Raw genomic sequence first — 18,265 nt, forward strand, 5'->3', positions numbered from 1 at the left:
GGGTGATGGGTGATGGATCGGTTCTTTCTACTATCAACGATGGGCCATCACCGTTTGTAAAACGGCAGTTGGACGCGGGTGGCGGGGTGGTCCTTGCCGCGCACCTCGACGTCGAAGATGTCGAGGGTGGCGTGCTCGGCGTTCACGAGGGCCATGGCGATGGGGTGCCCGAAGGTGGGGCTGCTGGTGCCGCTGGTGACGTGCCCGACGACTTCGCCGCCGATCTTGACGGGGTAGCCTTCGCGGACGGGCACGCGGTCCAGCTTCAGGCCGACGAGGGTCTGGGTGGGGGCCGTGCGGATGTGTTCGTGGCCGACGTGGGTTTTGTCCTTCACGACCCAGCTGTACGTGCTGCTCAGCGGGTGGATGGTGTCGCTGAATTCGTGCCCGTAGAGGGGGAAGCCCGCTTCGAGGCGCAGGGTGTCGCGCGCGCCCAGCCCGGCGGGCGTGAAGCCCACGGCCAGGAGTTTGTCCCAGACGGTCTCGGCCTCGCTGGCGTCCGTGAAGACCTCGAAGCCGTCCTCGCCGGTGTACCCGGTGCGGGCCAGCATGACGTCGAAGCCGAACAGTTTGGCGGGGAAGAAGGCGTTCTTCTTCTTGGCGCTCAGGTCGGTGTCGGTGTGGGGTTGCAGCAGGCTCTCGGTCTGGGGTCCCTGCACGGCGAGGAGGCCCCAGCGGTCGCTCTCGTCGGTCAGGGTCACGTCGAAACCCTCGGTGTGCTGCTGGAGGTGCGCCCAGTCCTTGGCGATGTTGCTGGCGTTCACGACCGTCAGGTACTCGTCCGGCGCGACCATGTAGATGTAGATGTCGTCCACCAGTCCGCCTGAGACGCCGGGCAGCCAGTTGTACTGCGCGCGGCCGGGCTTGAGTTTGCTGACGTCGTTGGTGGTGACGTGTTGCAGGAATGCCAGCGCACCCGCACCCTGCACGCGGAATTCGCCCATGTGGGACACGTCGAACACACCGGCGGCGTTGCGGACGGCGTCGTGTTCGGCTTTCACGCCCGCGTACTGCACGGGCATGTCCCACCCGCCGAAGGGCACCATTCGGGCTCCGGCGCGCAGGTGCGCGGCATGCAGGGGCGTCCGCTTCAGCGGCTCGGTGGGGGACTGGTTCACACCTGAAACTGTAGCCGACCCACCCCCAGAGCGTCCGGGCCGTCTGGACGCCCGGGGGGTGTACGCTGGAGCATGGCGACCGGGAAAAAGAGCGTTCCACAGGCTGAAAAACCAGGGTGCTGCGCTGGGATGACCACCCCGTCAGTTTCTTCCCGTCTGCCCGCCCCGTGAGCCCGTCGCACCTGCTGGCGCTGCGGCCCCCACCGGAGATCGAGGCCCGGATCGTGGCGTTCCGGGAAGCCCGCGGCGTGCGCGATGCGGCGGCGGTCCCGCACGTCACCGTGAAGGCCCGCAGTGGCCTGAACGACGACCTGCACTGGCTGGACCTCATCCCGGCAGTGGCGGCGGCGACCCCGCCCGTCCCAGTCGAACTCCTCGCGCCGCGCGTGTTCCCGAACGGCAGCGCCCTGCACCTGCCCGCCCGCAGTTCCGCTGCCGTGCAGTTGCACCTCGCCCTGCTGGACGCCCTGCGCCCCGCGCGCCGCTTCGGGTACGAGGGGCCGCACATGACCCCGCACCTCACGCTGGCCCTCGGGCGGCGGGACGTGAACCTGCACGCCCTGCTGGACGCCGCGCGGCAGGCGTTCCCGCAGCCGCTGACGTTCACCGCCACGGACCTCGTCTGGATGCGCAAGCCCGGACCCGGCGGGGCGTACCAGCCCGTCGAAGGGTGGACGCTGGGCGGTACGGCCGACCCGTAGAGTGGCGGGCATGCCGACCCTCGCGCAGCTCCGGGAACTTCAGGCCATCGCCCAGGAGGGCCTCACGTACTCCCGCGATCCGTTCGACCTGACCCGCTTCGCGCGCCTGCGGGACCTGACCGCCGAACTGCTGGCCGAGCAGACCGGGCAGAGCCCCGCTACCGTCACCGGGCTGCTGCGCGCAGAGGAGGGGTACCTGACGCCAAAGGTGGACGTGCGGGCCGTCGTGCTGAACGCGGCGGGCGAGGTCCTGCTGACCCGTGAACGCAGCGACGGCGCGTGGAGCCTCCCCGGCGGCTGGGCCGACCCCGGCGAGAGCCCCACCCAGATCGCCGTGCGCGAGGTTCACGAGGAGACCGGGCGCACCGTGCGCGCCGCGCGGCTGCTGGCCGTGATGGACAAGGCGCAGCATCCGCACCCGCCGGACCTGTGGGCGGTGTACAAGCTGTTCGTGCAGTGCGACCTGACCGGCGCGGAGGACGCGGCGCACGCGGAGAACCTGGAGACGTTGGACAGCGCCTTCTACCCCGTGGACGCCCTGCCGCCCCTGAGCCTGCCGCGCAACCTGCCGGATCAGGTGCAGCGCGTGGTGGCGCTGGCGCGAGACCCGCACAGCGCCGTGCACTGCGACTGAGGCTGATGCCGGTTCACCTGAGCTGAACAGCGCGGTCCGTCCCGGTTCAGCGGGGTTGTGCCACCCGGTAGACTCGCTCTCATGCCCCGTGTCGCCCGGACCGAGATCACCGTGCAGGCCCCCCTGGAGCGGGTCTTCGACCTGCTGGTCGACTTCAGCGCGTATGGAAGCTGGAATCCGTTCGTGGTGGAGGTCACGGGGGCTGAACGTGCGGCTGAGGGGGTGCGGATGCGATTCAAACTGCCCTGGCGCGAGGGTCGGTTCATGCACTCCGATGAGCAGGTCACGCGCGTGCAGCCTCCGGCGGGCGGCGCGGCGCTGGTCGCGTGGCGGTACGACAGTCCGCTGGCCCGCTGGGGCCTGCTGCGGTCGGAGCGGGTGCAGACGCTGCGGCAACTGCCGAATGGCGACACGGCCTACGCCACCGAGGAGGTCTTTCACGGCCCGGCGGCGTCGCTGGTGCCCGTGCGCTGGGTGCAGGTGGGGTTCGAGGCGCAGGCGCGGGCCATGCGGGATCACCTGTCGCCTGCCTGAGGGACGGTTGCCGGGCGGGTTCGGTGTTCCTGGCGACGGTCCCGGCGCGCGGGGGGGTGCTTACTACCGGCATGAATACCCTGATTCTGGGCGCGACGGGCGGGATCGGCGCGGCGACGGCGCGGGCTTTCGCGGCGGCTGGGCACACGCTGACCCTCTCCGGGCGGGACGAGACGCGACTGGCGGCGCTGGCTTCAGAACTGGGCGCGACGGGCCGCGCGGCGGACGTGGGGTTCGAGAGTCACGTCCGCACGCTGCTGGAGGGCGCGCCGGAGCTGGACACGCTGGTGTACGCGGCGGGCGCGGCGCACCCCGAGCCGCTGCGGGACGCGGACCCCACGCACGTCCGGGGCGTGTGGAACGCGAACTACTTCGGGGCGCTGTGGACGCTGAAGCACGGGCTGGGGCGGCTCGCGCCGGGCGGGCGGGTGTACCTGCTGGGCGCCCGGCCGGAACTGGTGACCGCGCGGGGCTTCAGTCAGTACGCGGCGAGCAAGGCGGCGCTGGCCCGCGCGGCGGAGGTCGCGCGGCTGGAGCACCGGGGCGTCGGGATCACGCTGGTGTTGCCGCCCGCCGTGGAGACGGGCCTGTGGGCGCAGGTGGGCCGCGTGCCGCGCGGCGCGCTCGGGCCGGATGCGGTGGCGCGCGCGATCGTCGCGGACCGTGCGGGCGAGGCGCAGGCGGAACTCAGGATCGACGGGTAAGCAGCATCAGGCCCCGTGTGAGGTTCCGTTGCGCCCCGGCGTACAGCGCGAGCATGACGCCCTCGGTCAGGGCGCGGCTCAGCCGGTCCCGCAGCAGGTAGCGGCGGACGAGGATCAGCAGGTCCGACGCGACGAACATCCACCCGCCCCGCCGCAGCAGGCGCGCCGCGTCGGGGTGCGCGCGGGCCAGTCGGGGGTCGGCGGCCAGCAGCGCCATGAGGTTCAGCAGCGCCCCGTACCCGCTCAGGACCGGCAGGCTTTCGGGGTCGTGCCGGATCAGCAGGCCCGCGCCGAGCAGCAGCCCGGCCCCGCGTGCGGGCCAGTGTCCGGTGTGGGGCCGCGCGCCGCGCCGCCACAGCAGCGTGACGGTCAGGAGTTGCGCCAGCGCGTACCACGCCGCGCCGCCCCGGAACGCGCCGGGGTTCCCGCGCGGGTCCGGCTGGTGCGTGGAGCGGGCGATGGTCACGCCGCCCAGCCCGGCGGCCCCCAGCGACAGCAGCAGGGTGAGGGTGTCCCGCGCGTCCCGCCCCGGCGCCTCTCGGGCGACCTCGGCGGCCAGCGTGGCGACCATGGCTGCCTCCGCGATCTGGTGGGGGCGCGGCCGGTCGAGCATCCCGGCCAGGACGGTCGCGGTGGCCGCCGCCCGGAACGCCTTCACCGGACCTCCGTCGCGCCGCGTTCGGTGACGAGCCACCGCGCGGGGCCGTCGTGCGGGTCGCGCGGCAGTTCCGGCACGAGCAGTGCGTGCTGGATCACGCCGACCGTCACGCCCCGGAACGCGGGCAGCAGGCGGTCGTAGAACCCGCCGCCGTAGCCCAGGCGCACGCCCGCATGGTCGAAGGCCAGCCCCGGCAGCAGGATCGCGTCCACCGTCTCCAGCGGAACCTGCGGCGCGTCGGCTGGGGGTTGCAGCGCCCCGAAGCGACTGACCTCCGTCGCGGTGTGCCAGGGGTGCAGCGTCAACCTCGGCTCGGGCCGGAAGCGGGCGCGGGGGGCCAGCAGCTCGAAATCAACGCTCAGGCCGCTCACGTCCGGCTCGCCGCTCAGCGCGCGGTACGCCAGCACCCGCCGCGCCCCCAGTCCCGTCAGGAGGTCGCGCAGGGTCGCCGTGACCGGCGCGGAGACGTCGGGCAGCCCGGCGCGCACCGCACGCGCCCAGGCACGCCACTCGGACTTGGAGGCATCGGGGGAGAGGACGGCAGCCACGCCCGACACTATGCCAGCCGGACGCGGGAGCGACCGTCAGTGGGGGTGGTGCGCGCCGTTGGGCCGCTCGAAGTCATGCCACGCCTGCCCGTCGAACAGCGTGTGCCACGGGGCGGGTTCGATCACCTGCGTGAAGGTGTTCAGGCCCGTCTCGGGCGTCCAGTGGTGCAGCAGGCACATGGGCGGCTGGCGCTGCACGACCAGCTGCGCGGCGCGGTTCAGGTCCGGGTTCAGCGTGGCGTCCGTGCCGGGGCAGGTCATGACCGTCGTGTGCGCGAAGCGCGCCGTGAGGTTCATGTGCAGGTGCCCGGCGGCGACGCGCAGCACCTGCGGGTGCTCCAGCAGCAGGTCGCACAGCGCCTCACGCCCCCGCAGGTCCATGCCGTCCATGACGTCCAGCCCGGTCCGCACCGGGGGGTGGTGCATGAACAGCAGCGTGGGCCGCTCGGGCGCCTCGCGCAGCCGCGCCTCCAGCCAGTCCAGCCGCTCCCGGTCCAGCTGCCCGCCCCCGTGACCGGGGCGCTGGGTGTCCAGCCCGATCAGGCGCAGCGGGAAGTCCTCCACGGCGTACTGCATGAAGTCCGGCAGCCGCGTGGGCGGCGGTGGGAACAGCTCCAGCAGCGCGGCGCGGTCGTCGTGATTGCCGGGCACCAGGAAAACCGGTACACGGAGGGCGCCCAGCAGATCGCGGAACAGCGCGTACTCGTCGGCACGGGCGTGCTCGGTGCAGTCCCCCGTGAGAATCACGGCGTCCGGGAGCACGGGCATGGTATTCACGTGCGCGACCGCCCGCGCGAACGCCGCCGCCTTCTGGGGAAAGCGGTGGTCGATGTGCGGATCGCTGAGCTGAATCACCTGCATGCCCCTGACCTCCCGTGACGAGTCCTCACCAGTGTGCACCTCCTGAGCCCAGCAGAGGTGCAGAGTTGAGCGCAAGGCCGTGCGTCATCCTTCATGAGGAAGGGGCTGGGGGGGTGGGGCCTGGACGCAGCAGGCGGGAGCGGACCAGGGGGTCACCCCGGCCAGCCCCTGCGCTGAATCGGCTGTGCTGCAACACTCTCATCGTCAGGACACGGGTGTCCCGTCGGCCCCTGCCGCTGAGATCAGGGCGTGGCGAGTTTCAGGGCGACGCTGCTCAGCACGGTGTTCACGGTGCCCTTCTGCGTGACTTTGCCGGTGCTCAGGTCCACGGTGTACAGCGTGGTGGTCGTGGCGCCCCCGCTGCTGAGGACCGCCGTGCCCGCTCCGGCCACATCGAAGCCGGTCTTGCCGGCCATGACGTCCACGCCCAGCGCGCCGACGGTGGTCAGCGCATTGAACTGGGGCGACACCGTGTTCAGAACCAGGGTGTTCAGGTCGGCGTCCACCGTGTACAGCGCGGTGGGCTGCCCGGAGTTGGCCTTGCCCGTGTCATTGAATGAATTGGTGTAGGCCGCAGCGACCAGGTTCGGGTTCGCGGCCACGTTCACGTCAGTCGGGGCGTACGCGAAGGTGCCGTCGGCGGTCGTGCCGGTCGTGGCGGGGACGGGAGCGGCCGTCACGGTGTGGCGGTAGTTCATGTCCATGGAGCCCAGGACCCGCAGGCGATTCGCGGCGGGGTTGAAGTCGGCGGCCATGACGGTGGCGCCCGCCAGGGTGATCGTGCTGTCCAGCGTGGCGGCGCCCGTGGATGGGTTGATCATGTACACCCGGCCGCTGGTGCTCACGCCGTACAGGCCGCCGTCGGTGTTGCGGACGTCCAGGTCCACCAGGGCGTCTCCGGCGGTCAGGCCCGTGATGGCCATGCCGCGCAGACTGGCCTGGGGGTTGTCCAGGCCGAAGGTGTACAGCATGCCGCTGCCCAGGCCGTACGTGACCTGTCCCTGCGGGTCGGCGGGCGGGCGGGTCATGTTGCAGGAGGCGAGGGTCAGGGCGGACAGGGCCAGCAGGGCAACGTGTTTCATGGGGGACCTCCGGAGGAACAGGGGCGGCAGATGGGCTCGACACCCAGACGATCTGGACCCAGACGATCTGGACCCAGACGATCTGGGCTTGTACTCAGTGGTATGCGACGGCCGCCTCTGCGGATCACATCGGGCATTCACGTTTTCTTCATGGCCGGGTGGGCCTGGGTGAGCGGTCCGCTGGGCGGGTGGCGTCTCATACGAAGTCTGTCTGGTTCACTAGCAACCTGGAATTTCACCGGGTGGCCAACTCCACGCCCGGCCCCCGCTCTTCTCCCACTCGCATCCGCCTGTATTGAACGGGTTCAGCAAACCATTCAGGGAGGAGTCCGCATCAGAGGCGCTATGCTGCGCCGCGCCCACCGCGCACCCGACCATGCTGATCGAGTCCCTGACCCACCCTGCCCCCGAAGCCCTGCTGGCGTTCCTGCGCGCCCACCTGCACGCCCGCGTGACCCTTCACCTGGCCGGTGAGGTCGAGGTGCTGTACGCCGGGCGGGCGACCAGCATGGCCGAGGCCGGTGACCGTCTGCTGCTCGTCAAACCCGACGGGTCGTTGCAGGTCCACGGGCCGCGCGGCGTGAAGCCCGTGAACTGGCAGCCGCGCACCGATCACCTCTCCGCGGACCTGGAGGACGGATGCGTGGTCCTGCACGCCGAGCGCCGCAGTCCCGCCGAGGTCGTGCGGGTGCGGGTGATCGGCTGCGCGCAGGTCACGGCGCTGAACCTCGCCGACGAGGCCCTGTTCCTCCTGCAGGGCAGCGAGGCGCAGATGCAGCAGGCCCTCGCCCGCGCGCCGCACCTGATCGAGGACGGCCTGACGGTCCTGGACCGCGAATTGCTCGTCGGGGTGGGCGGCATTGACCTGTACGCCCGCGACAGCCAGGGCCGCTTCGTGGTCGTGGAACTCAAGCGCGGCAAGGCCGGGCACGACGCCGTGCACCAGCTGGGCCGTTACGTGGATGCGGTGCGCACTCAGGTGACGGGACCGGTGCGTGGCATCCTCGCCGCGCCGGACATCACCGTCCCCGCCCTGAAAGTCGCGCAGGGCACCGGACTGGAATACGTGAAGGTCGACGCGCTTCCCCAGGTGCAGGAGGAAGCGCGCCAGCCGATGCTGTTCTGAGGATGGTTGTGGGACGTGGGTTGTGGGCTGTGGGAAAAGCTCAACCCCACAACCGACAACCCACACCCGTCATCCCACCTCTTTGGGTCCCTTGAGTCCGGTGCGCCCCTCGCGTTCCTGGAGGACGGCGGCGACGTCGGCGGGACTGACGCCGACCTCGGCCATGGCGAACAGGGTGTGGAAGAGCAGGTCGGCGACCTCGGTGGCGAGTTCGGCGCGGTCGGCGTTCTTCGCGGCCAGCAGGACCTCGCCGCTTTCCTCGCTGATCTTCTTCAGGACGCGGTCCAGGCCCCCGGCGTGCAGGCGGGCCACGTAGCTGTTCTCGGGCAGGGTCGCGAGGCGTTCGGTGATGGTGGCGTACACGCGGTCCAGCGTGCCGTCCAGTCCGGCCTGGGGGGCGTCGGTGGTCAGGAGGGGCTGGTGGTAACAGGAGTACGCGCCGGTGTGGCAGGCGGGGCCGGTCTGCACCACGCGGTACAGCAGGCTGTCGCCGTCGCAGTCGGCCTGCACGTCCACGACCTGCTGGGTGTGGCCGCTGGTGGCGCCCTTGACCCACTGCTCGGCGCGGGAGCGGGACCAGTAGGTGGCCTCGCGGGTGTCCAGGGTGCGGGCGACGGCGGCGCGGTCGGCCCAGGCCTGCATCAGGACGGCGCCGCTGCGGGCGTCCTGCGTGACGACCGGGATCAGGCCGGTCTGGGCGTCGAATTTCAGGGAGTCCAGGGAAAGAGGAGTGGCGGAAGTCATGTCAGGCCCCTCCGGAGGCCAGGGTGGAGGTGTCGGGGGTCGCGGTCAGCGGGGCAGGGTGTCGTGCCAGTCGGGCCGCACGGGCAGCCCCTCGGCTTTCAGGTACGCCTTGACCTGCGGGACGGTCAGTTCACCGAAGTGGAAGACGCTGGCGGCCAGCGCGGCGTCGGCATTGCCGCCCAGGTCGCCGCTTAGAAGGACGTCCCGGAAGTCCTCCAGCTTTCCGGCGCCGCCGGACGCGATGACGGGCAGGTCCACGGCGCGCGCCACGGCGCGGGTGGCGTCCAGCGCGAAGCCGCCTTTGGTGCCGTCGGCGTCCATGACGTTCAGGCAGATCTCGCCCGCGCCGAGCGCCTGACCGCGGGTGGCCCACTCGATCAGGTCCAGGCCCGTGTCCACGCGGCCGCCCGCGCGGAACACGTTCCAGCCGCCGCCTTCGCGGCGTTTGGCGTCGATGCTGAGCATTACGCACTGCGCGCCGTAGTGGTCGCTGGCCTCGCGGATCAGTTCGGGGCGGCTCAGGGCGCCGCTGTTGACGCTGATCTTGTCCGCGCCGGCCAGCAGCAGCTGCCGGAAGTCGGTCAGGGCGTTCACGCCGCCGCCGATGGTGAGGGGCATCATGACCTGCTCGGCGACCCGGGCGGCGACGTCCAGCATCAGGCTGCGGCCCTCGTGGGTGGCGGTGATGTCGTAGAAGACCAGTTCGTCGGCCTGCTGGGCCTCGTAGGCCTGCGCGAGGACCAGGGGGTCCCCGGCGTCGCGGTGGTTCTCGAAGAACCGGACGTTTTTCACCACCCGGCCGTTCTGGACGTCCAGGCAGGGAATGATGCGCTTGGTCAACATGGCGCGCAGTCTACGCGCTGCCGTGTGGGCGCGTCCGGAACCTGCCCAGCGTGGGGGGCGCCTCTGAGCCCTTCACGGTCCTGTCGCCTCCACCCGGCGCGGCGTGAAGGGCGCGGGACGGCCACAGCACCTCACGTTAAATCAGGTTTAGGCGAGGCTCATCATCTTTGGTACACTACGGGTCATTGCCGGGGCGGTCCGCCCCACCTCTGCCCGCCAGACGACCTCACCCCACCGGGAGGCCACGTGAACGACCGCAGGATCCTGATCGTCGACGACAACCCCAATGATGTGGAACTCGCCCTGACCGCACTGGACGACGTCTCTGCCGGGGACGCCGAAGTCAGCGTCGCCAGCAGCGGCACCGAAGCCCTGCACCTGCTGCGCGCCGCCCGTGACCAGGGCCAGCTGCCGGACCTGATCCTGCTGGACCTGAAGATGCCCCAGATGGACGGTCTGGCCGTTCTGGACGCCATCCGTGCCGAGACTGGCCTGGAGGGCATCCCGGTCGTGATGCTCACCACCAGCGGCGAAAGCCGCGACATCCGCGAATCGTACGCTCACGGCGCCAGCGCCTACGTGGTCAAACCGCTGGACTTCACGCAGTTCCGCGAGGCGCTGCGCACCATCCAGGCCTTCTGGACCGCCCTGAACCGCCCGCCCCGCACCAACTGAAGGTTGCGCCAAGAAGCCCCGCCGCACCGGACGCTACCCTGGCAGGCATGCGCGTGTACATCGGCTGCGGCGGCTACAGCAACGACGACTGGGCCGCCCCCGGCCTCCTCTACGACGGCGTCCGCAAGGACGATTACCTGGCCACCTACGCCCGGCACTTCGACGCGGCCGAACTGAATTCCTCGTTCTACGCCATCCCGGGCATCAAGGCCTTCGGCGGCATGGTGCGCCGCAGCGCCGGTCAGGTCCGGTTCACCGTGAAACTCCACCGGGTGTTCACCCACGACCGCGCGCCCACCGACGCGGACTTCGACCGCATGCTCCAGAGCCCCGAACCCCTGCGCGAGGCCGGTGTGCTCGGCCCGTATCTGGCGCAGTTCCCGTATTCGTTCCACCGCACGCCCGCCAACCGCCGCTACCTGCAGATGCTCACCGAACGCTTCGCCGGGCACGAACTGGCCGTCGAGATGCGGCACGAGGGCTGGGACCTGCCCGACGTCCGCCAGGGTATGGCCGAGCGGGGCGTGATCTGGGTCAGCCCGGACTACCCCCCGGCCGGAGGCCTGCCGGAACCGCAGCTACACGTCACGGCGGACGTCGGGTACCTGCGGCTGCACGGCCGCAACGCCGCGAACTGGTGGGACGGACAGAGTGCCGCCGAACGTCACGACTACCGCTATACGCGCGCCGAGATGGACGAGTGGGCGCAGAAGATCGCCCTGGTCACGGACGACCTGAGTGAACTGTACGTATTCTTCGAGAACACCACCCAGGGGCACGCGCTGAAGAACATCCCCATGCTGCGCGACGCCCTGAACGCCCACGGCGTGCCGGTGGAGGCCCCCGACCCGCTGGACTTCCCGGACGACGGCCGCCTGCTGTGACCCGCCCTACCGTGCGGCCAGTTCCGTCAGTGCAGCCTGAACGCCCCGGCGCGTGGCGGCCAGCGCCTCGGGCAGGCGCCACGCCTGGCGGTCCCTCGGACCGACCGGATTGCTGATTCCGCGGATTTCCAGGACCGGCACGCCGGCCAGCAGCGCCGCGTGCGCGATGCCGGCTCCCTCCATGCCCTCGCACAGGGCGCCGGGATAGCGGGTGGCAAGGGCCTGTGCCTGGGTCTCGCTGCCCGTCACGCCACACAGCGTCAGGGCCGGGCCCAGCCGGGCCCCCGCGCGGGTCGCCACCTGCGCGGCCCGGTCCCAGGCGGGAAAGACGGCGTCCTGAGGCCTGTCGGGCCGGACCGACAGGCCCAGTAAGGTCAGCGGCAGGAAGGTCGCTCCGTCCCAGGCGCCCAGGTCCGCCTGCACCACCACGCTGGATACCGCCAGGTCCCCGGGTTGTAGTCCGCTGCCGGGGTAGGCGCCGCCGATCCCGGCGCTGATCACCAGGTCGGCCGGGGCACTTGCCAGGGCGCGCTGGGTGGCCAGCGCCCCGGCGACCGGGCCCACGCCGCTCACCACGATGCGGGCCGGAAGGTCGGTCAGGTGCTCGGCCTCGGCCGGCGTGGCGACGACGATCAGGGGTGAAGCAGTCATGCCCTCAGGCTAGGGCACGGGAGGTCACTCGTCGCAGCCCAGGGCGCGCAGGAGGTCCAGTTCAGAGATCGGCCGGCGTGGCGCGGCCGGGGGGGCGACGAGGCGGGGACGGCCAAACAGTCGGCGAAGCAGTGCGGTCATGACTGAACCTCCAGAGGTGATGATCAGCTGATCATACATTAAGAATTCTTCATCTGTCGGAACTGGATCACAGTGTGAACGCCCACTGGGCCGCGCCCGGGCTCCTCTGGGACTCACCCTCCGGATGGCAAGCTGACTGAGGGCTGAACCACCATTAACGTTGCTGGTGGGCCCACTCACGGCGCGTCATCTGCCCCGCCTTAGGCTCATCAGCGGAGGTACCACATGAACAAACTTCTTCTGATCCCGGCCGCGATGCTCCTGAGCACCGCCGCCGCTGCCCCGAAAATCAGCGCCCAGAGCATCATCGTCAACCCCACGCAGCCCGACCTGAGCGTCAGCGTGCGCGTCGACAAGGACACCAGCGGCAACCAGAACCCCGCGTACCGCGTGAGCGACAAGATCAGCATCAGCACCACCGTCAACCGTGACGCGTACGTGTACCTGTTCAACGTCAACCCCGACGGCAGCGTCGATCAGATCCTGCCCAACCGCCTGAGCGACAGCAACCTCGTCAAGGCCAACACCACCAAGGTGTTCCCCGCCCCCGACGACAAGTTCAACTTCACGGTTGCCGGCCCCATCGGCCAGAACAAGGTCCTGGCCCTGGCCAGCCTGACCCCGCTGAACCTCGACCAGATCAGCTCCTTCAAGACGGCGCAGGATCAGTTCGCCACCGTCAGCGCCAAGAACCAGGCGGGCCTCGCCCAGGCGCTGAGCATTGTCGTGAACCCCCTGCCCCAGAACAGCTGGGTCAGCGACACCGCCTTCTACACCGTGGCCGGCCGCACGCCCATCAGCACCGGCAGCCTGTTCGTCGGCACCAACGTCAACAACGCGACCGTCATCCTGAACGGCCAGCGTCTGGGCGGAGCGAACGTCACCTACAGCAACCTGAAGGCCGGCAGCTACCCCATCCGCGTGCAGGCCCCCGGCTACCGTGACTTCACCACCACCGTCGCCATCAAGGGCGGCAGCACCACCAACGTGAACGTCGAGTTCGCGCAGGCCGTGGCCCCCGCCCCCGTGCGCTCCGACTTCACCGTCGCGATCCGCAGCACCGTCAGTGGCGCCCGCGTGTTCGTGGATGGCCAGGAAGCCGGCACCATCCGCAACGGCGGCCTGGAACTGGAAGTCAGCGGCGGCAACCACGAGATCGTGATGATCGCCCCCGGCTACCGCACCTTCGTGAGCAACTACAACATCACGAAGAACGGCCAGATCACCATCACCCCCACCCGCTGAGCCCCACCCCGGTTGCTCCCCCCACTCACCACGGGTGGGGGTTTGTCATGCCGGGCCGTCGCGCAGCAGGTCGTGCAGCACCCGCGCCGTCATCCCCCAGATGTCGTGCCCCTGCCAGGGATACCGGTACAGCGGCACCCGCGTGCCGTCCGGCAGGGTGCGGGTCTCCCGGGTCACGGGCGTGGCGCGCAACTCCGACAGGGTCGGCAGCAGCAGCTGCGCCACCTCGCCCGACAGGGTCAGGGCAGGCTGCGCGGGCAGGCGGGCCAGCACCGGCGTCACGTGAAACCCGATCGGCGTGAACACGTCGTCCAGCTCGCCCAGCACCGTCACCTGAGCGGGGTCCAGCCCCACCTCCTCGAACGCCTCGCGCAGCGCCGCCTGCACCGGATCCTCGCCGGGTTCCAGGCTGCCACCCGGAAAGCTGATCTGCCCCTTGTGGGTGGGCAGGTCCGCTGAGCGCACCGTGAGCAGTACCCGGGCGTCCACCTCGCGTGTCAGGCCCACCAGGACCGCTGCGCGCCGGTACTCCGGCAGGTGCAGCGCGCGGCGCTCCCGTTCGCCCAGCCAGGCCGCCCACGGGTCAGCGGTCACCGCGTCCAGTGGGTCCGTCATGACGGCAGACCCGCGTCGTCCGGCAGGCCCCGCAGGGTGGTCAGCGTCCGCTCGCGCAACGCCAGTTCTGGCTCCACGCCCGCCGCCCGCGCCCACACCACGGCAGCTGCGAGCACGGCCGCCACCCCGTCCGCTGAATCCGCCGCTCCCTGCACGGCTGCCAGAAGAGCCGTGCGGGCCGAGTCCGGCGCGGCCTTGTCGTGCCCCGCCAGCTTCTGCGTTCTCGCCTCGCGGGCCAGGGCGCCCAGACCGGCCGGGACGCGCTCCTCGGGGCGCCGCACTCGCCCGCCCCGCTCGGCCGCCTTGATCGCCTGCCAGGTGGTCACGACCTCTTCACTGCCGCTCACGCTCGCCCCCGCGAACACATGCGGGTGGCGGCGCACGAGTTTCTCCACGATGGCGCGCTCGACATCCAAGTACGCGAAGGTCCCCTCCTCCTCGGCGATCACGCTGTGAAAGGCCACCTGCAGCAGCACGTCCCCCAGCTCGTCCGCCAGTTCGGTGCGGTCCGCGCTGCTCACGGCGTCGGCGGCCTCCGCCGCTTCCTCCAGCAGGTAGGGACGCAGGGACTCGTGCGTCTGCTCGCGGTCCCAGGGGCAGCCGTCCGGGGCGCGCAGGCGCCGCATGATCGAGAGGAGGTCCTGCATACCACCACTCTAGAGCGCGCGTGAGCGGCAGGGCCACGCGGGCCCCGGCAGGCCCTCACGCGCGCTTCACGCCCCGTCAGGAAAGGTGTGATGCACTGACCCTCATGAACCGCACCCTGACCCGCGCCGCCCAGCTGACCCTGCTGACGGCACCGCTGCTGACCCTGGGCGCCGCGTCTGCCCAGGCGCCCAGCGCCCAGCAGCTCGCGACCGCCACCTACGTGATTCTCGACCCCGTCATCGAGGGCAACCAGAACCTCGTGAACGCCGAGCAGCGCCAGAGCATCCTGGCCGCCATGCGGCGCGACAGCGGCGGCGCCCTGAAACGCCGCTACCCGCAGGCGACGATTGCCGCGGCGCCCAGCGCGACCGCCATCCAGGTGCGCCCGGTGTTCATCGCGCCCAATGCGCTGGTCCCGTGGAACAAACTGGGCGCCCGCCTGGAACTCCAGACGCCACAGGGCCAGAAGCTGACCGTCAGCGACACCTTCGGCATCAGCGTGCTGCTGCGCTACCGCGCGGAATTCGTGAACTACATGTACGACCAGCTCGCCACGCGCCTGCCCCGCTGAACCCGTGACCCCGCCGCCCCGCCACCAGCGTGCGGGGCGGCTTCACACTGCTTTGCTTTTCACACTGCGCCCCGGCGGGCGCGTGTTAGGGTGCCGCCCATGACACAGACCCCCCAGAAGAGCGCCTTCATCACCGGAGCCAGCAAGGGCATCGGGCACGCCGTCGCGCAGGCCCTGATCGCCGACGGGTACGCCGTGACCATCACCAGCCGCCACGCCGACGAGATCGCGCAGGTTGCCGCCGAACTGGGCGCCGGGACGCGCGGCGCCGCCTGCGACGTCCGCGATCCGCAGGCCGTGCAGGCCGCTGTGGACGCCCACGTCGCGGCCTTCGGCGGCCTGGACGTCCTGTTCGTGAACGCGGGCGTCGGACACTTCGGGAACGTCGCGGACCTGAGCATCGAGCAGTGGCAGGCCATGATCGACACGAACCTCAGCGGCGCGTTCTACACCGTCAAAGCCGCCATTCCCGCCCTGACGGAACGCGGCGGGTACATCTTCACGCTGTCCAGCCTCGCCGGGAAGAACCCCCTGCCGGGCGGCGGCGCGTACAACGCCAGCAAGTTCGGCCTGAACGGCCTCAGCGAGGTCCTGAACCTCGACCTGCGCGACCGGGGCATCAAGGTCACGCAGATCATGCCCGGCAGCGTCGCCACCTACTTCGGCGGGCACACGCCCGACGCCGAGAAGGACGCCTGGAAGATCCAGCCCGAGGACCTCGCGCAGCTCACCGTGGACCTCCTGCACATGCCCGAGCGCACCCTGCCCAGCCGCGTGGAAGTCCGCCCCAGCCGCCCGCCGAAGAAGTAAATGGGTGATGGTCGATGGTTGATGGAGGGGGCCAGCGTCCCGTCCATCAACCATCACCCTTCGATCATCAACTGCACCATCAACGCCTTTTCCGCGTGCTGCTAGAATGCGCGGGTGTACACGAACCGCCGCGCTCATTACGAGTACGAACTGCTGGAGCGCTTCGAGGCGGGGATCAGCCTGACCGGCAGTGAAGTCAAGAGCATCCGCGCGGGCGGCGTGGACTTCCGCGACGCCTTCGCCCGCTTGCAGGGCGGCAACATCAACCTGGAAGGCCTGTACATCCCGACCTACAAGGAAGCGACGTACAACAACCACGAGCCCCGCCGCACCCGCCGTCTGCTGCTGCACCGCGAGGAGATCGGCAAGGTGAGGCGCGGCCTGGAGCAGAAGGGCCTGACCCTGGTGCCCACCCGCCTGTACCAGAAGGGGAAGTTCTTCAAGGTGGAAGTGGCGCTGGCGCGCGGCAAGAAACTGCACGACAAGCGCCGCGCCGAGGCCGAGAAGACCGTGCGCCGGGAGCTGCGCGAACTGTGAGGTGGCGAGCACCCGCCGGGCGCCGCACCGCCCTGGCCGCCGCGGCCGGCAGCCTCCTGCTGATCGGACTGGCCAGCGCCCAGATCGCCTTTTCCCGCCTGAACCTCGCCGGGCGCGAGGTGCAGAGCATTCAGCTGTACGGCGCCGAGTACGCCAGTGAAAGCAACCTGAGCAGCCTGCTCAGCATCAGCGAGGACAGCGGCGTGATCCGCGTGACCGGGCTGGGGCACATCCTGCTGCTGCCCCTCGACGAGGACCAGCAGCGGGCCACCACCTCATTCAACACCGTGCAGCTCGACACGCGCCGCGTGCAGGGCCGCACCGCCACCCGCGTGAACGGCAACCTGTACCTGCCGCTCGACACGCTCGCCAGCGGGCTGGGCGCCCAGTACGAGCAGGGGAAATTCACGCTGGCCGCGCCGAAGCTGGTCAGCGTCAGCAGCCGCGCCGGGCGTGACACCGACCGCGTCGTGCTGGACCTCAGCCGCGACGTGCAGGTCACGGACGAGCAGCGCGGCGACCGCGTGATCCTCACCCTGAAAGGCCTCCAGGGCGACGCGCGGCGCTACACCACCCGCGGCGCGTTCGTGCCCAGCGCCGAGGTGGCGCGCAGCGGCGCGGACCTGACCGTCACGCTGCCCCTCCCGGCCAGCAGCGGCTACCGCGTGTTCAAGGTCGTGCGGGGCAGCGGCATCCGGATCGTCGTGGACGCCGGACCCGGCGTGCCCAGCAGCGCGCCGGAACTCCTGGCGCGCATCAACGCCCCGCTGATCATCCTAGATCCCGCCGTGGTGCCGGGCGTGAGCAGCGACGTGACCCTGGAAGTCGCCCGGCAGGCCGCGCAGCTGCTGACCGAGAAGGGCTGGCAGGTCCGCGTGACGCGCAGCAGCGGCGCCAACCTCAACCGCGAGGAGGTCCTGACCCTGGCCCGCCAGAGCGACGTGTACCTCGCGCTGGACCTGGGCCGCCTGCCCGGCGCGAAACGCAGCGGCGTGACCGTGTACGAGCAGACCGGCCGCGCCAGCAGTCAGCTGATCAACAGCCTGCGCGGCGGCAGCAGCGCCCCCTACAGCGCCCTGATCGTGGCCGGGGCCGGCAGCACCCGCCGCCTGGGCGAACTGCTGCGCGGGGAACTCAAGGGCGGCGGCGTGACCGCCGGACAGCAGACCATCAGCCGGGTGCAGAGCCTCGGCGAGGCCCCGCAGGCCGCGCTGCTGCTGGAACTCGGCTGGGCGAACAACGCGCAGGACCTCGCCACGCTCAGCAGCGCCGCGCGGCAGAAGATCCTCTCGGTCGCGGTGGCCCGCTCGGTCGCCACGTACCTGACCGCCCGCGCGAACAACAACGCGAACGTCAGCGTGCCGGGAGTGACCCCGTGAGCGTGCCCCGCAAGCTGTTCTCCCCCTTCAACGTGGTGGCCGCCGCGCTGCTCGCCGCGTCCGTCCTGGCCCTGCAGGCCGTGCAGCGCACGCCCCCCACCCCCGAGCCGCCCAGGCTGGACCTGACCGAACGGCAGACCCTGAAGGTCAAGGTGTACTTCACGGACCCGCAGGTGCAGACCCTGAAAGCCGAGACCCGCACCGTGCAGGTCAGCCGCACCAACACCCGCTCGGTCGCGCAGGCCGCCGTGGACGTCTGGGCGCGCGGCCCGTACGACAAGAGCTTCCTGGGGGTCGTGCCGACCGGCACGCCCGCCCCGAAGGTGTACCTGCGCGGGCAGCACTACTACGTGGACCTGCCCGACGCGTACACCAAACTGCGCTACGGCGCCAGCGGCGAACGCATGCTGCTGTGCACCCTGACCCGCACCCTGATCGAACAGAAAGGCCAGGACGTGACGTTCCTGGTGGGCGGGCAGAACGTCGAGGCGCTGGGCCGCATGGACCTCACGCAGCCGTTCGTGGCGGGGGACTGCGCCGACCAGTAAGGCCCCCC

At 70.7% G+C, this 18,265-nt stretch carries 23 protein-coding genes; 13 read left to right on the forward strand and 10 right to left on the reverse strand.

Annotated elements, in window-relative coordinates:
- Nucleotides 1-47 precede the first annotated feature (47 nt).
- Nucleotides 48-1,118, reverse strand: a complete 1,071-nt coding sequence (gene gcvT, locus IEY69_RS07410; protein ID WP_189072513.1) for a glycine cleavage system aminomethyltransferase GcvT — start codon at nt 1,116-1,118, stop codon at nt 48-50.
- Between the two features lie 116 nt (nt 1,119-1,234).
- Between gcvT and IEY69_RS07415 the strand changes: the two genes are divergently transcribed.
- The 4 genes from IEY69_RS07415 to IEY69_RS07430 all read left to right on the forward strand — a co-directional run bounded on the left by IEY69_RS07415 (nt 1,235) and on the right by IEY69_RS07430 (nt 3,691).
- A complete protein-coding gene (locus tag IEY69_RS07415) occupies nt 1,235-1,819 on the forward strand; it encodes a 2'-5' RNA ligase family protein (RefSeq protein WP_229783730.1) in 585 nt (194 codons plus the stop codon).
- 10 nt (nt 1,820-1,829) lie between these two features.
- On the forward strand, nt 1,830-2,453 hold the full coding sequence (locus IEY69_RS07420; RefSeq protein WP_189072514.1) for an NUDIX hydrolase: 624 nt from the start codon (nt 1,830-1,832) through the stop codon (nt 2,451-2,453).
- A gap of 81 nt (nt 2,454-2,534) precedes the next feature.
- Entirely contained in the window at nt 2,535-2,987 is a 453-nt protein-coding gene (locus tag IEY69_RS07425; RefSeq protein ID WP_189072515.1) for an SRPBCC domain-containing protein, read from the forward strand.
- Nucleotides 2,988-3,058: 71 nt separating this feature from the next.
- Complete coding sequence (locus IEY69_RS07430) at nt 3,059-3,691, forward strand: SDR family NAD(P)-dependent oxidoreductase (protein WP_189072516.1); 633 nt, start codon at nt 3,059-3,061, stop codon at nt 3,689-3,691.
- Here IEY69_RS07430 and IEY69_RS07435 read toward each other — a convergent pair.
- The 4 genes from IEY69_RS07435 to IEY69_RS07450 all read right to left on the reverse strand — a co-directional run bounded on the left by IEY69_RS07435 (nt 3,675) and on the right by IEY69_RS07450 (nt 6,840).
- Nucleotides 3,675-4,349 (reverse strand): lysoplasmalogenase family protein, encoded by a 675-nt coding sequence (locus IEY69_RS07435; protein WP_189072517.1) that lies wholly within the window; start codon nt 4,347-4,349, stop codon nt 3,675-3,677. The two genes, IEY69_RS07430 and IEY69_RS07435, sit on opposite strands and share 17 nt — an antisense overlap.
- A complete protein-coding gene (locus IEY69_RS07440; RefSeq protein ID WP_189072518.1) occupies nt 4,346-4,897 on the reverse strand; it encodes a 5-formyltetrahydrofolate cyclo-ligase in 552 nt (183 codons plus the stop codon). The genes IEY69_RS07435 and IEY69_RS07440 overlap by 4 nt, the downstream gene beginning before the upstream one ends.
- A 36-nt stretch (nt 4,898-4,933) precedes the next feature.
- Entirely contained in the window at nt 4,934-5,758 is an 825-nt protein-coding gene (locus IEY69_RS07445; protein ID WP_189072519.1) for a phosphodiesterase, read from the reverse strand.
- Between the two features lie 242 nt (nt 5,759-6,000).
- Nucleotides 6,001-6,840 (reverse strand): DUF4394 domain-containing protein, encoded by an 840-nt coding sequence (locus IEY69_RS07450; RefSeq protein WP_189072520.1) that lies wholly within the window; start codon nt 6,838-6,840, stop codon nt 6,001-6,003.
- 376 nt (nt 6,841-7,216) lie between these two features.
- Here IEY69_RS07450 and nucS point away from each other — a divergent pair, with 376 nt between their 5' ends.
- Nucleotides 7,217-7,966, forward strand: coding sequence for an endonuclease NucS (nucS, locus tag IEY69_RS07455; protein WP_189072521.1), 750 nt, complete (start codon nt 7,217-7,219; stop codon nt 7,964-7,966).
- 69 nt (nt 7,967-8,035) lie between these two features.
- Here the strand turns inward: nucS and hisIE are convergent, their stop codons facing one another.
- The gene (gene hisIE, locus IEY69_RS07460) at nt 8,036-8,710 is read right to left on the reverse strand and encodes a bifunctional phosphoribosyl-AMP cyclohydrolase/phosphoribosyl-ATP diphosphatase HisIE (protein ID WP_189072522.1); all 675 of its coding nucleotides are present in this window, start codon (nt 8,708-8,710) and stop codon (nt 8,036-8,038) included.
- A 45-nt stretch (nt 8,711-8,755) separates the two neighbouring features.
- Nucleotides 8,756-9,553: an imidazole glycerol phosphate synthase subunit HisF gene (gene hisF, locus IEY69_RS07465; protein WP_189072523.1), complete on the reverse strand. Its 798-nt coding sequence runs from the start codon at nt 9,551-9,553 to the stop codon at nt 8,756-8,758.
- Nucleotides 9,554-9,799: 246 nt separating this feature from the next.
- Between hisF and IEY69_RS07470 the strand changes: the two genes are divergently transcribed.
- Together IEY69_RS07470 and IEY69_RS07475 are read left to right on the forward strand one after the other, a co-directional pair.
- Nucleotides 9,800-10,228, forward strand: coding sequence for a response regulator (locus IEY69_RS07470; RefSeq protein WP_189072524.1), 429 nt, complete (start codon nt 9,800-9,802; stop codon nt 10,226-10,228).
- A gap of 47 nt (nt 10,229-10,275) precedes the next feature.
- Nucleotides 10,276-11,112, forward strand: coding sequence for a DUF72 domain-containing protein (locus IEY69_RS07475; protein WP_189072525.1), 837 nt, complete (start codon nt 10,276-10,278; stop codon nt 11,110-11,112).
- Nucleotides 11,113-11,118: 6 nt separating this feature from the next.
- Here the strand turns inward: IEY69_RS07475 and mqnB are convergent, their stop codons facing one another.
- Nucleotides 11,119-11,763, reverse strand: a complete 645-nt coding sequence (mqnB, locus tag IEY69_RS07480) for a futalosine hydrolase (protein WP_189072526.1) — start codon at nt 11,761-11,763, stop codon at nt 11,119-11,121.
- A 366-nt stretch (nt 11,764-12,129) separates the two neighbouring features.
- Here mqnB and IEY69_RS07485 point away from each other — a divergent pair, with 366 nt between their 5' ends.
- Nucleotides 12,130-13,149, forward strand: a complete 1,020-nt coding sequence (locus IEY69_RS07485; RefSeq protein WP_189072527.1) for a DUF4384 domain-containing protein — start codon at nt 12,130-12,132, stop codon at nt 13,147-13,149.
- A gap of 45 nt (nt 13,150-13,194) precedes the next feature.
- On the opposite strand, the gene IEY69_RS07490 is transcribed toward IEY69_RS07485, so the two are convergent.
- Together IEY69_RS07490 and IEY69_RS07495 are read right to left on the reverse strand one after the other, a co-directional pair.
- On the reverse strand, nt 13,195-13,764 hold the full coding sequence (locus IEY69_RS07490) for an NUDIX hydrolase (RefSeq protein ID WP_189072528.1): 570 nt from the start codon (nt 13,762-13,764) through the stop codon (nt 13,195-13,197).
- On the reverse strand, nt 13,761-14,411 hold the full coding sequence (locus tag IEY69_RS07495; RefSeq protein ID WP_189072529.1) for a MazG family protein: 651 nt from the start codon (nt 14,409-14,411) through the stop codon (nt 13,761-13,763). The genes IEY69_RS07490 and IEY69_RS07495 overlap by 4 nt, the downstream gene beginning before the upstream one ends.
- A gap of 104 nt (nt 14,412-14,515) precedes the next feature.
- Between IEY69_RS07495 and IEY69_RS07500 the strand changes: the two genes are divergently transcribed.
- The 5 genes from IEY69_RS07500 (at nt 14,516) to IEY69_RS07520 (ending at nt 18,257) form a co-directional block, all read left to right on the forward strand.
- Entirely contained in the window at nt 14,516-14,983 is a 468-nt protein-coding gene (locus IEY69_RS07500; protein ID WP_189072530.1) for a hypothetical protein, read from the forward strand.
- A 99-nt stretch (nt 14,984-15,082) separates the two neighbouring features.
- Entirely contained in the window at nt 15,083-15,793 is a 711-nt protein-coding gene (locus IEY69_RS07505; protein WP_189072531.1) for an SDR family oxidoreductase, read from the forward strand.
- Nucleotides 15,794-15,907: 114 nt separating this feature from the next.
- Nucleotides 15,908-16,330, forward strand: a complete 423-nt coding sequence (gene smpB / locus IEY69_RS07510) for an SsrA-binding protein SmpB (protein WP_189072532.1) — start codon at nt 15,908-15,910, stop codon at nt 16,328-16,330.
- A complete protein-coding gene (locus IEY69_RS07515) occupies nt 16,327-17,709 on the forward strand; it encodes an N-acetylmuramoyl-L-alanine amidase (RefSeq protein WP_229783732.1) in 1,383 nt (460 codons plus the stop codon). The genes smpB and IEY69_RS07515 overlap by 4 nt, the downstream gene beginning before the upstream one ends.
- Nucleotides 17,706-18,257, forward strand: coding sequence for a GerMN domain-containing protein (locus tag IEY69_RS07520; protein WP_189072533.1), 552 nt, complete (start codon nt 17,706-17,708; stop codon nt 18,255-18,257). The genes IEY69_RS07515 and IEY69_RS07520 overlap by 4 nt, the downstream gene beginning before the upstream one ends.
- The last annotated feature ends 8 nt before the right edge of the window (nt 18,258-18,265 follow it).

The organism is Deinococcus sedimenti, from assembly GCF_014648135.1.
Classification (GTDB): domain Bacteria; phylum Deinococcota; class Deinococci; order Deinococcales; family Deinococcaceae; genus Deinococcus; species Deinococcus sedimenti.